This is a genomic window from Cobetia crustatorum (assembly GCF_000591415.1).
In the GTDB taxonomy this organism is placed as follows: domain Bacteria; phylum Pseudomonadota; class Gammaproteobacteria; order Pseudomonadales; family Halomonadaceae; genus Cobetia; species Cobetia crustatorum.
Window position 1 is genome coordinate 18,281 of record NZ_JEMF01000025.1, and the last position, 17,303, is coordinate 35,583.

The 17,303-nt window shown below is 57.1% G+C and carries 16 protein-coding genes; 7 read left to right on the top strand and 9 right to left on the bottom strand.

The annotated features are described in order from the left end of the window. Positions 1–8: 8 nt before the first annotated feature. From BF12_RS0106910 to BF12_RS0106920, 3 genes are read right to left on the bottom strand one after another with little or no spacing between them, the layout of a single operon-like run. The gene (locus tag BF12_RS0106910; protein WP_024951645.1) at positions 9–878 is read right to left on the bottom strand and encodes a carbohydrate ABC transporter permease; all 870 of its coding nucleotides are present in this window, start codon (positions 876–878) and stop codon (positions 9–11) included. Continuing rightward, on the bottom strand, positions 878–2,062 hold the full coding sequence (locus BF12_RS0106915) for an ABC transporter ATP-binding protein (protein ID WP_024951646.1): 1,185 nt from the start codon (positions 2,060–2,062) through the stop codon (positions 878–880). The genes BF12_RS0106910 and BF12_RS0106915 overlap by 1 nt, the downstream gene beginning before the upstream one ends. Continuing rightward, on the bottom strand, positions 2,062–3,219 hold the full coding sequence (locus BF12_RS0106920; protein ID WP_024951647.1) for an ABC transporter ATP-binding protein: 1,158 nt from the start codon (positions 3,217–3,219) through the stop codon (positions 2,062–2,064). Before BF12_RS0106920 ends, BF12_RS0106915 begins: the two co-directional genes overlap by 1 nt. Positions 3,220–3,610: 391 nt before the next feature. Between BF12_RS0106920 and BF12_RS21105 the strand changes: the two genes are divergently transcribed. Together BF12_RS21105 and BF12_RS19090 are read left to right on the top strand one after the other, a co-directional pair. Continuing rightward, positions 3,611–5,521, top strand: coding sequence for a sigma-54-dependent Fis family transcriptional regulator (locus BF12_RS21105; protein WP_051510798.1), 1,911 nt, complete (start codon positions 3,611–3,613; stop codon positions 5,519–5,521). Beyond that, the gene (locus BF12_RS19090) at positions 5,503–5,688 is read left to right on the top strand and encodes a helix-turn-helix domain-containing protein (RefSeq protein ID WP_035159404.1); all 186 of its coding nucleotides are present in this window, start codon (positions 5,503–5,505) and stop codon (positions 5,686–5,688) included. Before BF12_RS21105 ends, BF12_RS19090 begins: the two co-directional genes overlap by 19 nt. Before the next feature lie 174 nt (positions 5,689–5,862). On the opposite strand, the gene BF12_RS0106930 is transcribed toward BF12_RS19090, so the two are convergent. The 5 genes from BF12_RS0106930 to BF12_RS21600 all read right to left on the bottom strand — a co-directional run bounded on the left by BF12_RS0106930 (position 5,863) and on the right by BF12_RS21600 (position 10,951). After that, positions 5,863–6,714 (bottom strand): ABC transporter permease, encoded by an 852-nt coding sequence (locus BF12_RS0106930; protein ID WP_024951648.1) that lies wholly within the window; start codon positions 6,712–6,714, stop codon positions 5,863–5,865. A 62-nt stretch (positions 6,715–6,776) separates the two neighbouring features. Continuing rightward, positions 6,777–7,988 (bottom strand): ABC transporter permease, encoded by a 1,212-nt coding sequence (locus tag BF12_RS19095; RefSeq protein ID WP_248623634.1) that lies wholly within the window; start codon positions 7,986–7,988, stop codon positions 6,777–6,779. A 129-nt stretch (positions 7,989–8,117) separates the two neighbouring features. Next, positions 8,118–9,242, bottom strand: a complete 1,125-nt coding sequence (locus BF12_RS0106940) for an extracellular solute-binding protein (protein WP_024951649.1) — start codon at positions 9,240–9,242, stop codon at positions 8,118–8,120. 76 nt (positions 9,243–9,318) lie between these two features. After that, positions 9,319–10,449, bottom strand: coding sequence for an ABC transporter ATP-binding protein (locus BF12_RS0106945; protein WP_035159432.1), 1,131 nt, complete (start codon positions 10,447–10,449; stop codon positions 9,319–9,321). 340 nt (positions 10,450–10,789) lie between these two features. Next, positions 10,790–10,951 carry a YqaE/Pmp3 family membrane protein gene (locus BF12_RS21600; protein WP_035159406.1) on the bottom strand — a complete coding sequence of 54 codons (162 nt, stop codon included), beginning with the start codon at positions 10,949–10,951 and terminating at the stop codon, positions 10,790–10,792. 770 nt (positions 10,952–11,721) lie between these two features. Between BF12_RS21600 and BF12_RS0106965 the strand changes: the two genes are divergently transcribed. The 5 genes from BF12_RS0106965 to BF12_RS23105 all read left to right on the top strand — a co-directional run bounded on the left by BF12_RS0106965 (position 11,722) and on the right by BF12_RS23105 (position 16,608). After that, on the top strand, positions 11,722–12,471 hold the full coding sequence (locus tag BF12_RS0106965) for a glutathione peroxidase (RefSeq protein WP_024951651.1): 750 nt from the start codon (positions 11,722–11,724) through the stop codon (positions 12,469–12,471). 109 nt (positions 12,472–12,580) lie between these two features. After that, positions 12,581–14,065, top strand: a complete 1,485-nt coding sequence (locus BF12_RS0106970; protein WP_024951652.1) for a dihydrolipoyl dehydrogenase — start codon at positions 12,581–12,583, stop codon at positions 14,063–14,065. A 140-nt stretch (positions 14,066–14,205) separates the two neighbouring features. Further along, positions 14,206–14,625: a CBS domain-containing protein gene (locus tag BF12_RS0106975; RefSeq protein ID WP_024951653.1), complete on the top strand. Its 420-nt coding sequence runs from the start codon at positions 14,206–14,208 to the stop codon at positions 14,623–14,625. 592 nt (positions 14,626–15,217) lie between these two features. Then, positions 15,218–16,195, top strand: a complete 978-nt coding sequence (dsdA, locus tag BF12_RS19105; RefSeq protein ID WP_282705485.1) for a D-serine ammonia-lyase — start codon at positions 15,218–15,220, stop codon at positions 16,193–16,195. Continuing rightward, complete coding sequence (locus BF12_RS23105; protein ID WP_282705486.1) at positions 16,102–16,608, top strand: PALP domain-containing protein; 507 nt, start codon at positions 16,102–16,104, stop codon at positions 16,606–16,608. The genes dsdA and BF12_RS23105 overlap by 94 nt, the downstream gene beginning before the upstream one ends. Positions 16,609–16,635: 27 nt before the next feature. Here BF12_RS23105 and BF12_RS0106985 read toward each other — a convergent pair whose 3' ends face one another. Next, the gene (locus tag BF12_RS0106985; RefSeq protein WP_024951654.1) at positions 16,636–17,220 is read right to left on the bottom strand and encodes a YqaA family protein; all 585 of its coding nucleotides are present in this window, start codon (positions 17,218–17,220) and stop codon (positions 16,636–16,638) included. Between the last annotated feature and the right edge of the window lie 83 nt (positions 17,221–17,303).

A 17,303-nucleotide genomic window follows, 5' to 3' on the forward strand; every position in this document is an offset into this window, starting at 1 on the left:
TCGTCTCCTCAGGCGTCGTCACTGTCCTGATGGGTCATGGCGGTATAGAACAGCCACGAGACCAGCAGGATGATGAGGAAGTAGATCAGCGAGAAGGCAGCGGCGCGTCCGAGGTCGAACTGGCCAATCGCCATCTGGGTCAGGGTCTGCGACAGGAAGGTGGTAGTGGTGCCGGGACCACCACCGGTGAGCACGAAGGGCTCGGTGTAGATCATGAAGCTGTCCATGAAGCGCAACATGATGCCGATCAACAGCACACTTTTGAGCTTGGGCAGCTGAATGTAGCGGAATACCGCCCACGGCGAGGCACGGTCGATGCGCGCGGCCTGATAGTAGACATCGGGAATGGCGCGCAGCCCCGAGTAGCACAGCAGCGCCACCAGCGAGGTCCAGTGCCAGACATCCATTACCAGCACCGTCACCCAGGCATCTGCCGGGTTGGAGGCGTAGTTGTAGTCAATGCCTAACTGACCCAACGCCCAACCATAGAGCCCAATATCCTCACGGCCGATGATCTGCCAGATGGTGCCGACCACGTTCCAGGGAATCAGCAACGGCAGGGCCAACAGAATCATGCACAGCGAGACCATCGCACCCTTGCGCGGCATCGAGAGTGCTACCGCAATACCGAGCGGTATCTCGATGGCCAGTACGGCGAAAGAATAGATGAACTGGCGGATCAACGAATCGTGCAACCGCTCATCGCGCAGAATCTCGCGATACCACTCGGTACCGACGAAGAAGCGCGTCGAGGGATCAAAGATGTCCTGCACCGAGTAGTTGACCACCGTCATCATCGGGATGATGGCCGAAAAGGCCACCACGATGACGACTGGGAGCACCAGCCACCAGGCGCGATTGTTGTGAGTGCGCTGCATCAGGCCACTCCTCCCTTGTCATCCACGACATCATCTGTGACTTCGGCAGAGGCGGGCAGTACATCCAGCAGATGTTCGTCCAGATAGAAGCGCTGCCAGCGCGCCGGCAAGCGCATACGCACTCGTCCATGTGGAATGGCTGCATCTTCTTCAATGCGTGCCTTGAACACGCAACCACCGCCTATATCGATGTCCACTACCTTGTAGGTGCCAAGATCCTGCACCAACGTGACCTGCCCACTCAGCCAATGCTCAGTGCTTTCGGACTCACTTCTCTCAAGCGCTGCAGCCTCGAGTTCTACAAACTCAGGCCGAATGCCCAGCTTGAGATCACCGTTACGCTCAGAGAATGTCGCCAGCAACGTGCGCGGTAATCTGAGCAATGGTGCGGACTCACCCTCTCCCAGTCGCACGCCTTGTGCTTCAAGCGAGATACGCGCCAGATTCATGCCGGGTGAGCCGATGAAGTAGCCCACGAAGGTATGTGCAGGATCTTCAAACAACTCACGCGGAGTCCCGAACTGCACGATGCGCCCCTCATACATGACCGCGATCTTGTCGGCGAAGGTAGAGGCCTCGAGCTGATCGTGAGTCACATACACCATCGTGATATTGAACTGCTCGTGGATCTGCTTGAGCTTGCGTCTGAGCTTCCATTTGAGATGTGGATCGATCACCGTCAGTGGTTCATCGAACAGGATGGCGGCCACGTCATCGCGCACCAGTCCACGTCCCATCGACACTTTCTGCTTCTCATCGGCCGTCAGATTGCTAGCACGCCGTTCGAGCAGGGATTCAAGCTCCAGTACCTGAGCGATCTCACGTACCCGCGACTGTACCTTGTGTTCCGGTTGACGCTGATTGCGTAGCGGAAAGGCCAGGTTGTCGTAGACCGTCATGGTGTCGTAGACCACCGGGAACTGAAAAACCTGTGCGATATTGCGCTCTTCCGGGGGTAGCTGATTGACCACCCGATCATCGAAGCGCACCTCGCCTTCCGAGGGAGCAAGCAGCCCTGAGATGATATTGAGCAGGGTGCTCTTGCCACAGCCAGAGGGGCCCAGCAACGCATAAGCACCACCCTGCTCCCAGACGTGGTTCATGCGCCGAATGGCGTAATCGGCGTCTTCGCTCGGCGCAGCCATGTAGCTGTGCGCCAGGTCATTAAGATGAATCGCGGCCATCAAACAAGCCCTCCTGATGAGGTGTCTGGCACGATGTTGTCAGCTCGTGTCGGGGAGCGAATCAATGCGCTATCAGCCCCTTCCGCTACCTCTTCGGCATAGACGAACAGCTTATGCGCTGGTGCGTAGACGCGAATGGAATCATCCACATCAAAGTCGTGAATACCCGACAGATGCAGCACTAACGAGTGATCCGTGTTACTCACATGCAGGAAGGTTTCAGAGCCGGAGATTTCGGCGATATCCACGTTGACCGCGAACTCGAGATCATCATCTGCTAGTGGAGCCAACCCCAGATGACTGGGGCGAATGCCGAAACGGTAGGCACCACTCTCTAGTCCCGCCAATGGCGCAGGTAACACGAAGCGACTGCCGTGGGAGCCCGCATCAGCTGCGCCGGAGAAGGAAAGCTCGCGGCCACGCACCTCCGCCTCGAACAGATTGATCTGAGGCTCGGAATAAAGCCGCGCTGCCTCGACGCTGACCGGATGGTGATAGACCGACTCCGTCGGCCCGGACTGCAACACCCGCCCCTCGTGCATCAGTGTGGTGGTGCCGCCTAGTGCCAGTGCCTCACCGGGTTCAGTCGTGGCATAGACCGCAATGGTGTTGCGCGTCGCGAACAGGCTGCGCATCTCGTGGCGTAGCTCTTCACGCAGCTTGTAGTCAAGATTGACCAGCGGCTCATCGAACAGCACGAGATCGGCATCCTTGACCAGTGCTCGTGCCATCGCCGTACGCTGCTGCTGACCACCGGAAAGCTCCGATGGCTGGCGCTTGAGGAACTGCTCGATATGCAGCATCTCGGAAATTTCGTGCACTCGACGGCGAATTTCATCCGACGCCATGCGCGCCAGCTTGAGCGGAGAAGCGATATTGTCGTAAACGTTCAGACTGGGGTAATTGATGAATTGCTGATAGACCATCGAGATATTGCGCTCGCGGACCGGTCGACCGGTCACATCCTCGCCGTTCATCAAGATGCGCCCTTCGCTTGGCACATCCAGACCCGCCATCAAACGCATCAGCGATGTTTTGCCGGACAGAGTACGCCCGAGCAGCACGTTGAAGGAGCCGGGTTCAAAGGTTAGATCAACCTTATCGATATGGGTCTCACGGCCAACCCGGCGGGTCACCGCCTCAAGGCTCAGGGACATGGCGCTTTCTCGTCTGGTGAAAGTCATCAGGGCGCTGGCACGGTAGCTCTCTGCCAAGTGTTCACGCCCACCTGTTGACTATCATAAAGCGAACCGCGTGCCAGCCATGTCGCGCCAGACCTGCAGAAAGCACTGTGACGCCGATTCCAAACCGTAAGGAACAATGCCTTTCCATGCGCTTTCAGTGACTTGCCATACACGACCAAGGCAGGGGGCGACGATGGTCTAGCCCGCGCAACGGCGCCTTTGCCACTATTCTGATGAACAGTATCTGAACAGATTGGGCTGCGAGACTGAACACTTGATGAGCACTAGTGAACATTCACGCCTCCAGAATTGATCAGACATATAACAACAGAGGCTCTCAGGGCCCACCGTACAAGGGACTACCATGCCATCACGTCACGCCGCCGATTCATCAGTAACGCAATGTGCTACCGCTGCTTCAGCGCCTCCCCTCTCGCCTACCACCAACGACCTGCTCGCCAGTGCTGCCCTCAGCACTGCCTGTCCGCCCGATGAGTTGGCCTGGCGCCAGCGTCAGTCAGCCAGTTTGATGTCGACCGTCGCGGCAGCTGTCGCCGGACATACACTCAATCTTCTCGAACACTGGCAGGCCTGTCTGGTGCTGACCGATCGTGATGGTGTGGTGCTCGCCAGCTATGGTCATCAGCGCTTGCTCAGCAGTGATGCACTGTTGTTAAGCCCTGGGGCTCGCTGGCGCGAGGAATCACTTGGGCACAATGCACTGGCCGAGACGCTGAATGCACCACGCGCCAATCGCTTGGCACGCGTGGCACTGGAAGATCATGAGGCACCGTTACTCAAGGGACTGGCCAGCGCTAGCGCAGCGTTGTTGTCTCCTGCATGTTGGCAGTCAGGCCGTGGCCTGACACCGGGTGCTTGCGAGGGATGTCTGGGGCTGATCTGTGACCCCTATCGGGTACGCCAGTACAGTCTGGGCATGCTGAGCGTACTGGCCGATGACATCGAGCAACGGCGGCTGAGTGAACATTTTGGAGCTGATCATCACCTCCTGCGGTTACACCTCAATACGAGCCAACTGGATTCGCCCAGCGCAGCACTACTGGCCGTCACTCCTTCCGGCGTCATCGCTGCCGCCAGCCGACGCGGACTTCAGTTACTCGCCAGTCAACTAACCACAGGCCCTGACGATAATCTCGCCAACGGCACAAACATACCTACTCGAGATGATGTGCATCTATTATTGGGTCAACCTCTTGATCGTTGGCAACTGAATTGGCCTGCGCTGACGGGAAATCATCAGCTCACACTGACAGACCATCCTCAGCTCGCGGGCTACGCACTGCGTTGCCAACAGCCTGTCCCTCGGATCACTCCTCGTGCACCGGCAGCGCGTGCCACTACGACATCACCTTCGCTCTTCGCGTCAGGCTCAACAACAGCCCCTCTCAATGCCCATCTGGCGCGACTGCATCATGGAGATCCCGGTTGGGCACAGGTGTGTACCCTGCTGCAACGGCTCGTCAATGCTCGCTTGCCATTACTGCTACAAGGCGAAACGGGCGTCGGGAAAGAGCAAGTGGTCAAGGCACTGCATCAAGCCAGCAATCGTGCCCATCAGCCGCTGGTGGCCATCAACTGTGCTGCGTTACCGGATGAACTGGTGGAAGCCGAGCTATTCGGTTATCGAAGAGGTGCCTTCACGGGCGCAGATCCAGCAGGTCGTGAGGGTCGCTTGATAGAGGCCAATGGCGGACGACTATTTCTCGACGAAATAGGCGACATGCCCCTGCACGTTCAAGCGCGTTTGCTACGAGTACTGCAAGAGCGCGAGGTCACTCCGCTGGGGGGCGGTCAAGCGCGACGGGTCGACTTCGAGCTGGTGGCAGCAACGCATCAACCATTGCTGGAGCGCGTTCATGAAGGCAGCTTCCGTGCTGACCTCTACTATCGCCTGTGTGGCGCGACCATCGCCCTGCCACCACTGCGAGACCGTCAGGATATCGAGGGGCTGAGCCGGGCGCTGCTCGAGCGACTGTGTGCTGAACAACAGCGACAGGCGCCCTCTCTGTCGCCGAAAATCCTGCGCTGTCTAGGCGATCACGACTGGCCGGGGAATATCCGCGAGCTGGAGAACTGTTTACGCCTGGCACTGGCATTGTGCGATGGCGATCAACTGGACGTGCCACATCTGATGCTTCATCCCATGCAGACATTGATGAATATCAATACCGGCATTTCCGCGTCACCTGCGGCGTTCAGCCGCCCACGACCTCGAGCACTAATCCGCTATCGGTCATGGGCAATGAGCCACTGATCGATAAACGCTCACTTGGCAATCACATCGCTGCACTGCACGACCTATCTTCTGCACAAGAACTACAGATAGCGCTGGATGCCCTTGGTGGCAATGTCTCACGCCTGGCGCGCACACTAGGCATCAGCCGCACGACGCTTTACAAGCGACTAGGTACACACGACTAGTCAGGGGTGCCATTGGTCTATCGGCGACTGGTGGGGAGTGCCGTAATACACAGAAGCCCCGCAAACGTTGTTTGCGGCTTCTGTGTATTACGGCAAGGACGACATATCTCACCACCCTTTGTCCTTATCTGGACCTCTCTTCTTCTCTCCATTCCTATCCATCAACGTACATGGTCAGCTGGGCGTCAGACCTCTCAATCGTTCATTGCGACGGCGGATCATCTCAAGTGTGGCGAGTAGCATGATCGATACCAGTACCAGCAACGTGGCGACTGCGAGAATGGTCGGGCTGATTTCTTCGCGAATACCGGACCACATCTTGATCGGAATGGTGGTCTGCGCCGGACCGGCAATGAACAGCACCACGACCACCTCATCAAACGAGGTGATGAAGGCAAACAGCGCCCCCGACACCACACCCGGTGTCACCAACGGCAAGATGATGCGGAAGAAGGTACGACTCGGGCTTGCCCCTAGCGAGTGTGCTGCCCTCGTCAGTGAGTGATCAAATCCCGATAACGTTGCGGTGACCGTGATGACCACAAAGGGGATACCCAGCGCCGTATGCGCCAGAATGACCCCCAGATAGGTCTGGGTCAGGCCCAGCTTTGAGAAGAAGAAGAACATTGCCGCCGCACTGATGATCAATGGCACGATCATCGGCGAGATCAGAATCGCCATGATGGTATTGCGAAACGGCATGAAGCGACTCGAGAGCCCCAACGCTGCCAATGTTCCCAATACCGTGGCCAGCACCGTCGCACAGATGGCAATGATGATGCTGTTCTTTATGGCACGCATCCACTCATCGGAGGTAAAGAAGTCCTGATACCAGCGCAGCGAGAAGCCCTCAGGGTCCAGCGAGAGCATCTTGTCCGAGAAGGTGAAGTACGGTTCAGCATTGAACGATAGTGGGATGATGACCAGGATTGGCCCGATCAGAAATAGAAAGATCAGCGCACAGAGCGTACAGAAAACCCAATGCCAGATCCGCTCACCGCGCGTTGCATAGGAAGGTATGGCCATCTGTCACCCCAGTTTGACCTTGTCCACACCGATCAAGCGGTTGTAGACCAGATAGAAGAGGATCACCACGACCAGCAGAATCGAGCCAATGGCCGCTGCCAGCCCCCAATTGAGCGAGGTCTGCATGTGGTAGGCGATGAAGTTGGTAATGAAGCGACCGGACTGCCCACCCACCAGTGCCGGCGTGATGTAATAGCGATGGAGAGGATGAACACCAGAATGGAGCCTGCTCCGATACCAGGTAATGTCTGCGGGAAGTAGACACGTCGGAAGGCGGTTACTGGCCCTGCCCCCAAGGAACGGGCGGCATGCATATAGCTGGGCGGAATGGTCTTCATGACCGAGTAGAGCGGTAGAATCATGAACGGCAACAGGATGTGCGTCATCGCTATGATGGTGCCCGTCTTGTTGTAGATCATCTGGATGCGCGCCTCTTCAGCGATCAGCCCCACCCCCACCAACATGTCATTGAGTACCCCCTGTTGTTGAAGGATTGCGATCCAGGTGGTCGTACGTACCAGCAGTGAGGTCCAGAACGGCAGTAGCACCAGTATCATCAACAGATTGCCACGCCCTGCAGGCAAGGTCGCCAATAGCCAGGCCACCGGATAAGCCAGCAATAGCGCTAGCCCCGTGATGACGGCACTCATCCAGAAAGTACGGATGAACAGCACCACATGGATCTGCAGATACTCAGGCTTCTCGACAATTTCCCCTGTCGGCGAGAACTGTCGATCTATCGCTGCGAGATAGTAGGACGCGGTATAAAGCCCAGACTCACGCTTGATCAACCGCCAGATATCCGGATCCTGCCAGTCCTTGTCAGCCTTGATAAGGGCTTCCTTGAACGGTGGCTCCATCCGCCCTGCCTTGCGTGCACTCTTCGTGAACAAGGAACGCATACCGGACATTTCATAATTGAGGCGTGATGCCACTCGCCCCAGATTACGTGCCTTGAGACCCGCCGCCAGATCTTGAGCCAATGCTGCATAGGCTGCCTCATCTGGTAATCCTTCTCCGTCCCAGTGGGTCAATGACTCACTGGTTCGCGGGAGGTAGGTCGAGACTTCGGGGTTATCGACACTGCGTGACAGCATGTCGAAGATGGGCATGACGAAGGCCAGCCCGATAAAGATCAACAGCGGCGCCACGAGCAACAGTGCCTTGAGGCGACTGCGGCGCACGGCGCGATTGAGACTCTGCTTGAGGGGGACACCGTCTGCGGTAGTCAGCCCCTCGGGGCCGGACGTTGCCGGTACGGAGGAATCACTCATCCTGCACTCCTTGATCGGCCATCCGCGAAAACTCGGCAGACACATGACGATAGCGCATGGCTGTCGAGCATCATCAAGAATGGCTCCAGCGTGCCTAAGCCACTGGAGCCATCGAGGACAGTGCGAGGATTAACGTGCCAGCCAGGCGTTGAAGCGCTGGCTTAGCTCATCGAGATTATCTGCCCAGAACTCATCATCCTTGGGGATAGCAGTCTCGAAGTTGGGGCCATAGGTCGGCATGTGTGGCTTCATGTCGATGCCAGTATCAGCATGAGTCGAGACCAGTGATGCAGACGAAGTACGCGCTGGGCCGTAGGAAATGTACTTGGCCTGATCCGCCAGCCGCTGAGTATCAGTGGCAAACATCAGGTAGTCCTTGACCTTGTCCAGCTTGCCAGTCGGTACCACCCAACCATCCAGCTCGAAGACCTGGGCATCCCAGACGATCGAGAAAGGCTGCTTTTCATTCACTTCAGCATTGAAGATACGGCCGTTATACGCTGAGGCGAAGGCGACTTCCTTATCCGCCAGCAGCTGCGGTGGCTGTGCGCCCTCTTCCCACCAGATCACGCTATCCTTGATGGTATCGAGCTTGGCAAAAGCACGCTCAATGCCTTCGTCCGTGTCCAGCGTGGCATAGACATCTTCTGGCGCCACACCATCCGCAACCAAGGCCCACTCCAGGTTGTTGATCGGCTTTTTCTGCAGCGCACGCTTGCCCGGGAATTCCTCGAGATTGAAGACATCATCGATGGAGTCTGGCTGCTTGTCTCCCGGGAACATCTCGGTATTGAACGCCACAATGTTGGAATAGACGATCTGCGGCACGAAGCACTCACCCAGCGAGCCCTCGATGAAATCCTCACTGGCCGGTGTGCCATCCGGTGCCGGTGCAAACAGCGTATCGGCATCCAGTGGTTCGATCAGTCCTTCCGAGCAGGCAATCAACGCATCACTGGGTAGCATGTCCACCAGGTCCCACGTCACATTACCGGCCTGCACCTGGGCACGTAGCCCCGAGAGTGCATTGGAAGACTTGTCGATATTGATGATGGTATCGCCGCTCTTCTTCTCCCACGGCTCATGATAGGCCTTGAGCTGACTATCACTGTAAGCGCCGCCCCACGACACGATATTGAGCGTCTGGGCCTGTACGGCGCCTGCACTCATCCCCGCGGCGGCGATGGCAATCACCAACGCACCGCGTAGTGGTAAACCCGAGCGAGATGGAATGATTTTCTTGATCACTGACATGGATGATTCTCCCTGATTTATTGTTGTTGTGCTGTCTTGATTGCTGCGTACTGCCCCGTGCCTGCGTTACCTGCCCCTAGGCATCCAGCGCACGACAGTCTTGTGCATCCCAGCCGACCTTCAATGATTGCCCAGGCTTCAGCACCGGATAACCGTCAGCATTGGGGGTCTTGATGATGAATTCCTCACTTCCGCAGACTGCTACGCGAGTTCGCAGGTGATCCCCAAGATAGATCACTTCCTTGACCTCGGCGGTGAAGACATTGTCCGGCAACGGCGCATCGCTGCTCTCTTCCGCCAACAGCCGCACTCGCTCCGGGCGCAGTGAGAGCTGAGTTCGCTCACCCATGGCCTTGATGGCGACCGGCAATGCCTTGACCTCCTCACCACCATCGAGTGTCACCGTGCAGTACGCTTCGCCACCATCTAGACGAGATACCACGCCATTGAGGCGATTGTTCTCGCCGATGAAGTACGCCACAAACGCATTCTCGGGTGCTTCGTACAACGCCTCGGGCGTAGCCAACTGTTGCACGATGCCATCATTGAAGACCGCAATACGGTCCGACATGGTCAGCGCTTCTGTTTGATCATGCGTCACATACAGCATGGTGACGCCAAGACGCTGATGAATACGCTTGATCTCGAACTGCATCTCTTCTCGCAGGTTCTTGTCCAACGCGCCAAGCGGCTCATCCATCAGCACCAATTCAGGCTCAAATACCAGTGCACGAGCAAGAGCTACGCGCTGCTGCTGACCACCAGAGAGCTGACCAGGACGGCGATCACCAAACTCACCAAGCCTCACCATGTCTAGCGCATTGGCGACCTTGCTGGTGATTTCCTCCTTGCTCATGCCGCGGACTTCCAGTGGAAAGGCAAGATTTTCAGCTACGCTCATGTGCGGAAATAACGCGTAATTCTGGAATACCATCCCGATACCGCGCTTGTGAGGCGGTAATTTATTGATAGGGATGCCATCAAGAAGTATTTCGCCGTGGGTAGGGGTTTCGAAGCCCGCCATCATCATCAGGCAGGTGGTCTTGCCAGAGCCGGATGGCCCTAGCAGAGTAACGAACTCGCCGCGGCGGACTTCAAGATTGAAGCCCTTGACCACTAGCGTCTCGCCGTCGTAACTCTTCTGTACATCACTGAATCGAGCAAAACAGGAGCTGGTCTCCTGCGGCACGTCGGGCTCTGCAGTCATGACCATACGCTGTATCCATCATGTTGTTCTTATAGTGGAGTCTAGCGGTAACTCGGGAACCGCTGGGCCTTTGCCCACCGCCCTCTCCGCCACTGCCATCCACTTTGACCCTACGGCGTCAAACCAAAGTCGACAAGGCATTCCCGCGCTGAATAGCGTTTAACTCAGCCCGTGCGTCAATACGATAAATGAACTACGCCCCTTTACAGCCGATATATGGCGTGCCTTTCAGGCAAACATCCGTCTGAATGACGATAAAAAGTGCCAACGCAAAAAGCCCCACCCGCAGAGTCTGCGAGTGGGGCTTTCAGGTTTCAAAATCTTTCAACGATTCACGGCATCAAAACTTGGTAATGACCCATACAGCATGAATGACGCCTGGCAGGAAACCGAAGCACGTCAGGATGATGTTGATCCAGAAGTGCTTGTTGGCGATCCCGACCTGCATCAGTACCCCTAACGGGGGCAAAATGATAGCCAGTATGATGCGGATAATATCCATGATGTGCTCCTTGCGGTCTGGATGTGACGACCGTGAACTCACGGAAGTCATGAACGATAGGTCACTTGTCACCAGTCTTGCACCAGCACCTATCTTGCCAGTACGTATTCATCGAGACTGATGCACTCAATATCAATGTGTGTGCTTACTGCTGGTGTCTCTACCGACATGGCCATCATCACTGCCACTGTCTTGATGACCTTCACCGTCGGTATCGCTGACTTCTTTCGACTGAGATGCCTTCACACGAGAATCGTGATCGATCTTCTGAGTCAGTTGCTCAGAATCAGCCGCTAACTGATCGTGATAACGTTCCCAGTCTTCCCAATCATGCGGGGTGCCACTGCGCGGCCGGTGATTGCCTGCCTCACGTGCACGCGCCCATGCATGCTCCTCGAGACTCTGCGGCTTGTCCTCTTCCTGTCGGGAGAGATGCCATGCTTGGCCATGTATTCTTTTGCGTTCATCGCATGCCTCACTTGTCAGAGAACTGCTTAACTGACGATATCGTGTTCTACCTCTTTAGTTGAGGCTGGTGATCCTGAATATCAAGCCTTGAAGTGAACGTTACGACAGAGAATCCACTCGCATATACCCCATTATCAATAAAAACTATCGACTCGCTTGATTCAATCAAATTCACCACAGCACAGCTTCTGCCTAGACTGGCGCAAGTTTCAGAGGGCACGTGTGACCTGACGCTCATTGTCTATAGACGATGACTCAACCCGCGGCCCGACACTCGCCTTTCAGTCCCAGGAATCATCTCCATGAATATCGATATCCGTGAAGGTCAATCTGTCCCTCAGGTCACGTTCAAGATTCGCCGCGACGGTCGACTGGTTGATCGCACCAGTGACGATATCTTTACTGGACGTAATGTGGTGGTCTTCGCACTGCCTGGCGCCTTCACCCCAACTTGCTCTTCCACTCACCTGCCGCGCTACAACGAGCTGGCAGACCGCTTCTACGCCGCGGGTGTCGACGAGATCGTCTGCCTGTCAGTCAACGATGCCTTCGTGATGGAATCCTGGGGCGAGCATCAGGAAGCCGAGAACCTGAGCCTGATTGCGGATGGCAATGGCGATTTCGCCGACGGCATGGGCATGCTGGTCGACAAGCGTGATCTCGGCTTTGGCAAGCGCAGCTGGCGCTATTCCATGCTGGTCCGCAATGGCGTGGTCGAGAAGCAGTTCATCGAACCACAGAAGCCGGGCGACCCCTTTGAAGTTTCCGATGCCGACACCATGCTCGATTACCTGGATGTCGATGCCGGTCGTCCGAGCTTCGCCACCCTGTTCAGCAAGCCGGGCTGCCCGTACTGCGCACGTGCCAAACAGATGCTGGACGAGGCTCGTATCAGCTACGAGGTGATTGAAGTCGGCACCCGTGGCGTCACCTCCCGTTCACTGCGTGCCATGACCGGCCGCGCCACCGTACCGCAGGTCTGGATCGATGGTGAGCACATCGGTGGAAGTGATGAAGTCGCACGCTATTTCGGCAGCCTCACCAGCGCCTGAGTCGTTACTTTTTTCTCACGCATGCCATGCCTATCACCCGGCAATCGCAAGCCTATCCCACTAATCAGTAAGGGCTCATGCCTACCACGGGCCTTCAGGAGAGTACGAGATGAACGAACGCCAGGTTGAAGTCGCCATCATTGGCGCAGGCAGTGCAGGTCTCGGTGCCTATCGTGCCGCCAAGGCACACACCGATTCCGTTGTCATGATCGAAGGTGGCCCTTACGGCACGACCTGTGCCCGTGTCGGCTGCATGCCCTCCAAACTTCTGATCAGTGCGGCAGAAGCGGCGCATCACGCCCGTGATGCCGGCTCTTTCGGCATCGAGATCCAGGGCGAGGTCAAGGTCAACGGTCGCGCCGTGATGGATCGCGTCAAACGTGAGCGTGACCGCTTCGTCGGTTTCGTGATCGAGTCCATCGAAGGTATTCCGTCACATGATCGTCTACGTGGCAACGCGCGTTTTGAAACTGCCAATAGCCTGATCATCGGCGACAACGAGACCCGCGTGACCTTCGAGCGCGTCATCATCGCGACCGGTTCACGCCCCAGCTATCCGGGCTTCTTCGATAACGCCGGTGATCGCCTGATCATCAATGACAACGTGTTCGAGTGGAATGATCTACCTGAGTCCGTCGCAGTCTTCGGCCCCGGCGTCATCGGGCTCGAATTGGGTCAAGCGCTCAGTCGACTGGGGGTGCGTATCCGCATGTTTGGGGTCGGCGGTGCCATCGGGCCGCTACGCGACGAGACAATCCGTGCCAATGCTGATCGCGTCTTCAATGAAGAGTTCTACCTGGACCCCGACGCCAAGGTCGAGAAGATCGAACGCGTCGAAGACGAGAACGGTGCCGGCGTGGAGATCACCTTCATCGAACGCGGTAGCGACGCGCGCCTGACCGAGCGCTTCGATTACCTGCTCGCCGCCACCGGGCGCCGCCCGAATGTAGACCGTCTCAATATCGAGGCGCTGAATCTCAAACTGGATGAACGCGGCGTGCCGATCTTCAATCGTCATACCCTGCAGACTCGCTATTGCGACGACAAACCAAGCAATGTGTTCATTGTGGGCGACGCCAATAATGACTTGCCGCTGCTGCATGAAGCCTCGGATGAAGGCCGTATCGCGGGTGACAACGCAGGTCGCTTCCCCGATGTGCGCGCAGGACATCGCAAAAGCACTATTGCTGTCGTGTTCAGCGATCCGCAGATGGCGACCATCGGGCTATCCACTGCCGAGATCGAGCAGCGCTATGGTGCCTGTGATTGCTACGCGGTCGGGGAAGTCGACTTCACTGGCCAAGGCCGCTCCCGCGTGATGCGCATGAACAAAGGCATGCTACGCGTCTACGGCGAGCAAGGAACGGGCCTGCTGCTAGGCGCCGAGATCTTCGGCCCACGCGCAGAGCATCTTGCTCACTTGCTGGCGTGGGCACATCAACAGCGCATGACCATCGAGCAGATGCTGGAGATGCCCTTCTATCATCCGGTGATCGAAGAAGGCCTGCGTACCGCACTGCGTGACCTCAATGCCAACTTGCAACTGGGGCCAGCTATCGTCGAGCGCTGCATGGAATGTGGTCCGGGTGACTGAGTCTTTCGTGAGTTGACGCCTTCAGGCAACCCACGTACGAATGCCCTATGCTCTAGGCACAGGTTGCATGCCGCCGGTAGCCATCCGAGTGACTATCGGCATTCATTGAACGACTCCCTGTGGGGAGCAGGAGGCCTGCCATGAAAGCAGCGCAACTCACGGTTCCCTCGATTATTCGCGACATCATGTCCCGCGATTGCTATCGAGTGAAGGCACGCACCAGCATTCTCGAACTCGCACAGGGCCTGACACACCATCGTCTACCCGGTGTACCTGTCGTCGATGACCTAGACCGTCTGATCGGCTTTATCTCAGAGCAAGACATTCTCGGCAAGCTACTCGACAGTGCCTACCACTGCGGCCAACACGCCCATGTCGGTGATTTGATGCGCAATGAAGTACTTAGCGTCAGCCCCAGTGACAGCATCACTGATCTGGCGCAACGAATGAACGGTCAGCGCCCCAAGGTCTACCCCGTTGTTGAGCAGGGCCGCCTACTGGGCCTGGTGACTCGCCGAGATGTGCTGAGCGCACTATTGATCATGCAATCAGGCTGCTGAGTCCGTATCGCCATTCGAAAACGCTCCCCATGAAAATGCCCCGCTAGCACTCGCCAGCGGGGCATTTTCATGGGGGTGTCGACATCACCTGATAGCACTCTGCAGTACTACGTCGGATCGATGAACTATTACCCGATAGCTAATCAAGCAGGCGGCGACATATTTACCCGCCTGTCTCGTCAGGCACATTCACATCGCAAGAAAAGTGACCGTTTCAGAAGAGCACCTTCCCGCGAACGTATACGTGGCGAGTGACTGCCTGAATTTGAACAAAAAAAAATCCGCCAGGAAAAACCGTGGCGGAGATAAGAACAGTTAAAACCAGACATAACATCGCGATAACATCATATCCTTGCTTACTACGACCACCGCTTCTCGATTTCTATCCCGTTCAACACAAAAAGATTCAGCCTTTTTTGTCACAATACTTTACTGGATGTGAAGACTGAACTACGTGCGTTGCCAACTGAAGACACCGCTGATATCAGCGAGGAACGTAATACTGATCAGACGGCGCCGAGCTGACAAGCTCCTGCAGGACAGGCTAGCCTATCGCTACCTCCTATTGCCCTGTCGCCTCAAGGATTGATGCATGCCCGTGACTCCTCACACGACCGCTGATCTCATCGCCCGCTTTCCTGAACTCGCATCACTTGTCGCCTACCAGGAAGCCAGCTGGATAAACCCTGACCAGCTGCCTTGTCGCGAAGCACTGGCCTCACCAGCACTGCAAGACAGCGGCCTGAGCCCCCAGGACGTTGATGAAGCCTGCGCACGTCTTACACGCTTCGCACCTTGGATAGCAGAGGCCTTTGCCGACACGCGTGATACGGCGGGGAACATCGAATCGCCGCTGATCGAAGCCCCAGCACTCCAGCATGCGTTATCGCTGATCACGACGCCTGCCAATACACTCCCCGGCCGCTTGATGATCAAGTGTGATCACGCGCTGCCCGTCTCTGGCTCCATCAAGGCGCGTGGCGGCATTCACGAAGTGCTCAAGCATGCGGAGACACTCGCATTGGACAGTGGCCTACTCAGCACTGGCGATAATTATCGCGCCTTTGAACAATCCGCACTGCGTGAGCTGCTATCTCGGCACCACATTCTGGTGGGCTCTACCGGCAATCTGGGCTTGAGCATCGGCATCATGAGCGCACGACTCGGCTTTTGCGTCACCGTACATATGTCAGCAGATGCTCGCCAGTGGAAGAAGGACTTGCTGCGCGAACGCGGAGCACAGGTCGTCGAGCATTCCGGAGACTACAGCGAGGCCGTGGACACCGGACGGCGTGAGGCCCTTCAGCACCCCAACGCATACTTTATCGACGACGAAGGCTCGCGTGATCTGTTCAATGGCTATGCGACGGCAGCAAGAGAGCTTGAACAGCAGCTGGCAGCCCAGCGCATTCATATCGATGCCCAGCATCCGCTTTGCGTCTATCTGCCTGCGGTGTGGGGGGTGGTCCCGGGGGCGTGGCGTACGGTCTCAAACTGGCCTTTGGCGATGCCGTACACTGTTTCTTCGCTGAACCCGTGCACTCGCCCTGCATGTTGCTGGGCATGCTGACCGGCGAACATGACGCCATTGCCGTGCAGGACATTGGCATCGATAACACCACCTGCGCCGATGGTCTGGCAGTGGGCCGTGCCTCGGCCTTTGTCGGGCGCGTCATGTCACCACTGCTGAGCGGCATCTACACCCTGCAGGATGACACCTTGCTGGCACTGCTTGCGCTGGCCTATGACAGCGAAGGGTTGAGACTTGAACCCTCGGCACTGGCCGGCGTGCCGGGCATGCTACGCGTATTGGAGGATTCACCGCTCTGGCGGGCCTGGCGACAGCATGTCGGCCTGGATAGCCCGACGATACAGGCCAATACGACACACATCGTCTGGTCGACCGGCGGCAGCATGGTGCCACGTGCAGTGTGGGAAGAGGAATATCAGCGAGGCAAGGCACTGCTCGCCTCACGTCGCTGAGAGTCGCCTTATTGAGTATTGAGGGGGCTATTGCATGAAGGCCTGCCAGAGCCAGGCACCCACGGCGACTAGCCCCACCAGACCCAACGGGCCTGAGTAGCGCTGCCACAGTGCCATCGCACGGTCTTCAAGCAGCGCTACCAGCGCGGCCAGCCCGAAATAGCGTACACCTCGCCCGATCAACGCCGCCAGCAGGAACAACCCCACGGGATAACCGCTGGCGCCAGCGACCAGCATCGCGCTCTGGAAGGGGATCGGCACGATGCCGATCAGCACGATGGCGAGAAAGCCCTGTTCGCTGAAGCGTTGCTGGAACATATCAAAGGCCTGCTGACCGCCAAAGAATCCGATCAGGCTGTCACCCCAGAGTGCCAGTGCATGGGAGCCAAGATAGAAGCCCACCAACGCCGCCGACAGATTGCCCGCCAATGCCACGGCAGCTATCCGCCAGCGGCGCTCAGGATGACGCAGCATCCACGGGATCAGAATCACCTCAATCGGAATCGGGATCAGCAGCGTCTCCAGCACTGAAGCGAAGAACAGCCACAGCATGGCGTGACGCGAGCGATTGAGACGATCGAGCCAGTCACTGGCAGAAGAGAGTTTCAACATGGTGGCAGCATGGCTTCCGAGTAGATGATCCGCCTACTTTGCCCTGAGTGAACTCGCGCGGCTACTCCTCGCGCTTCGTCACA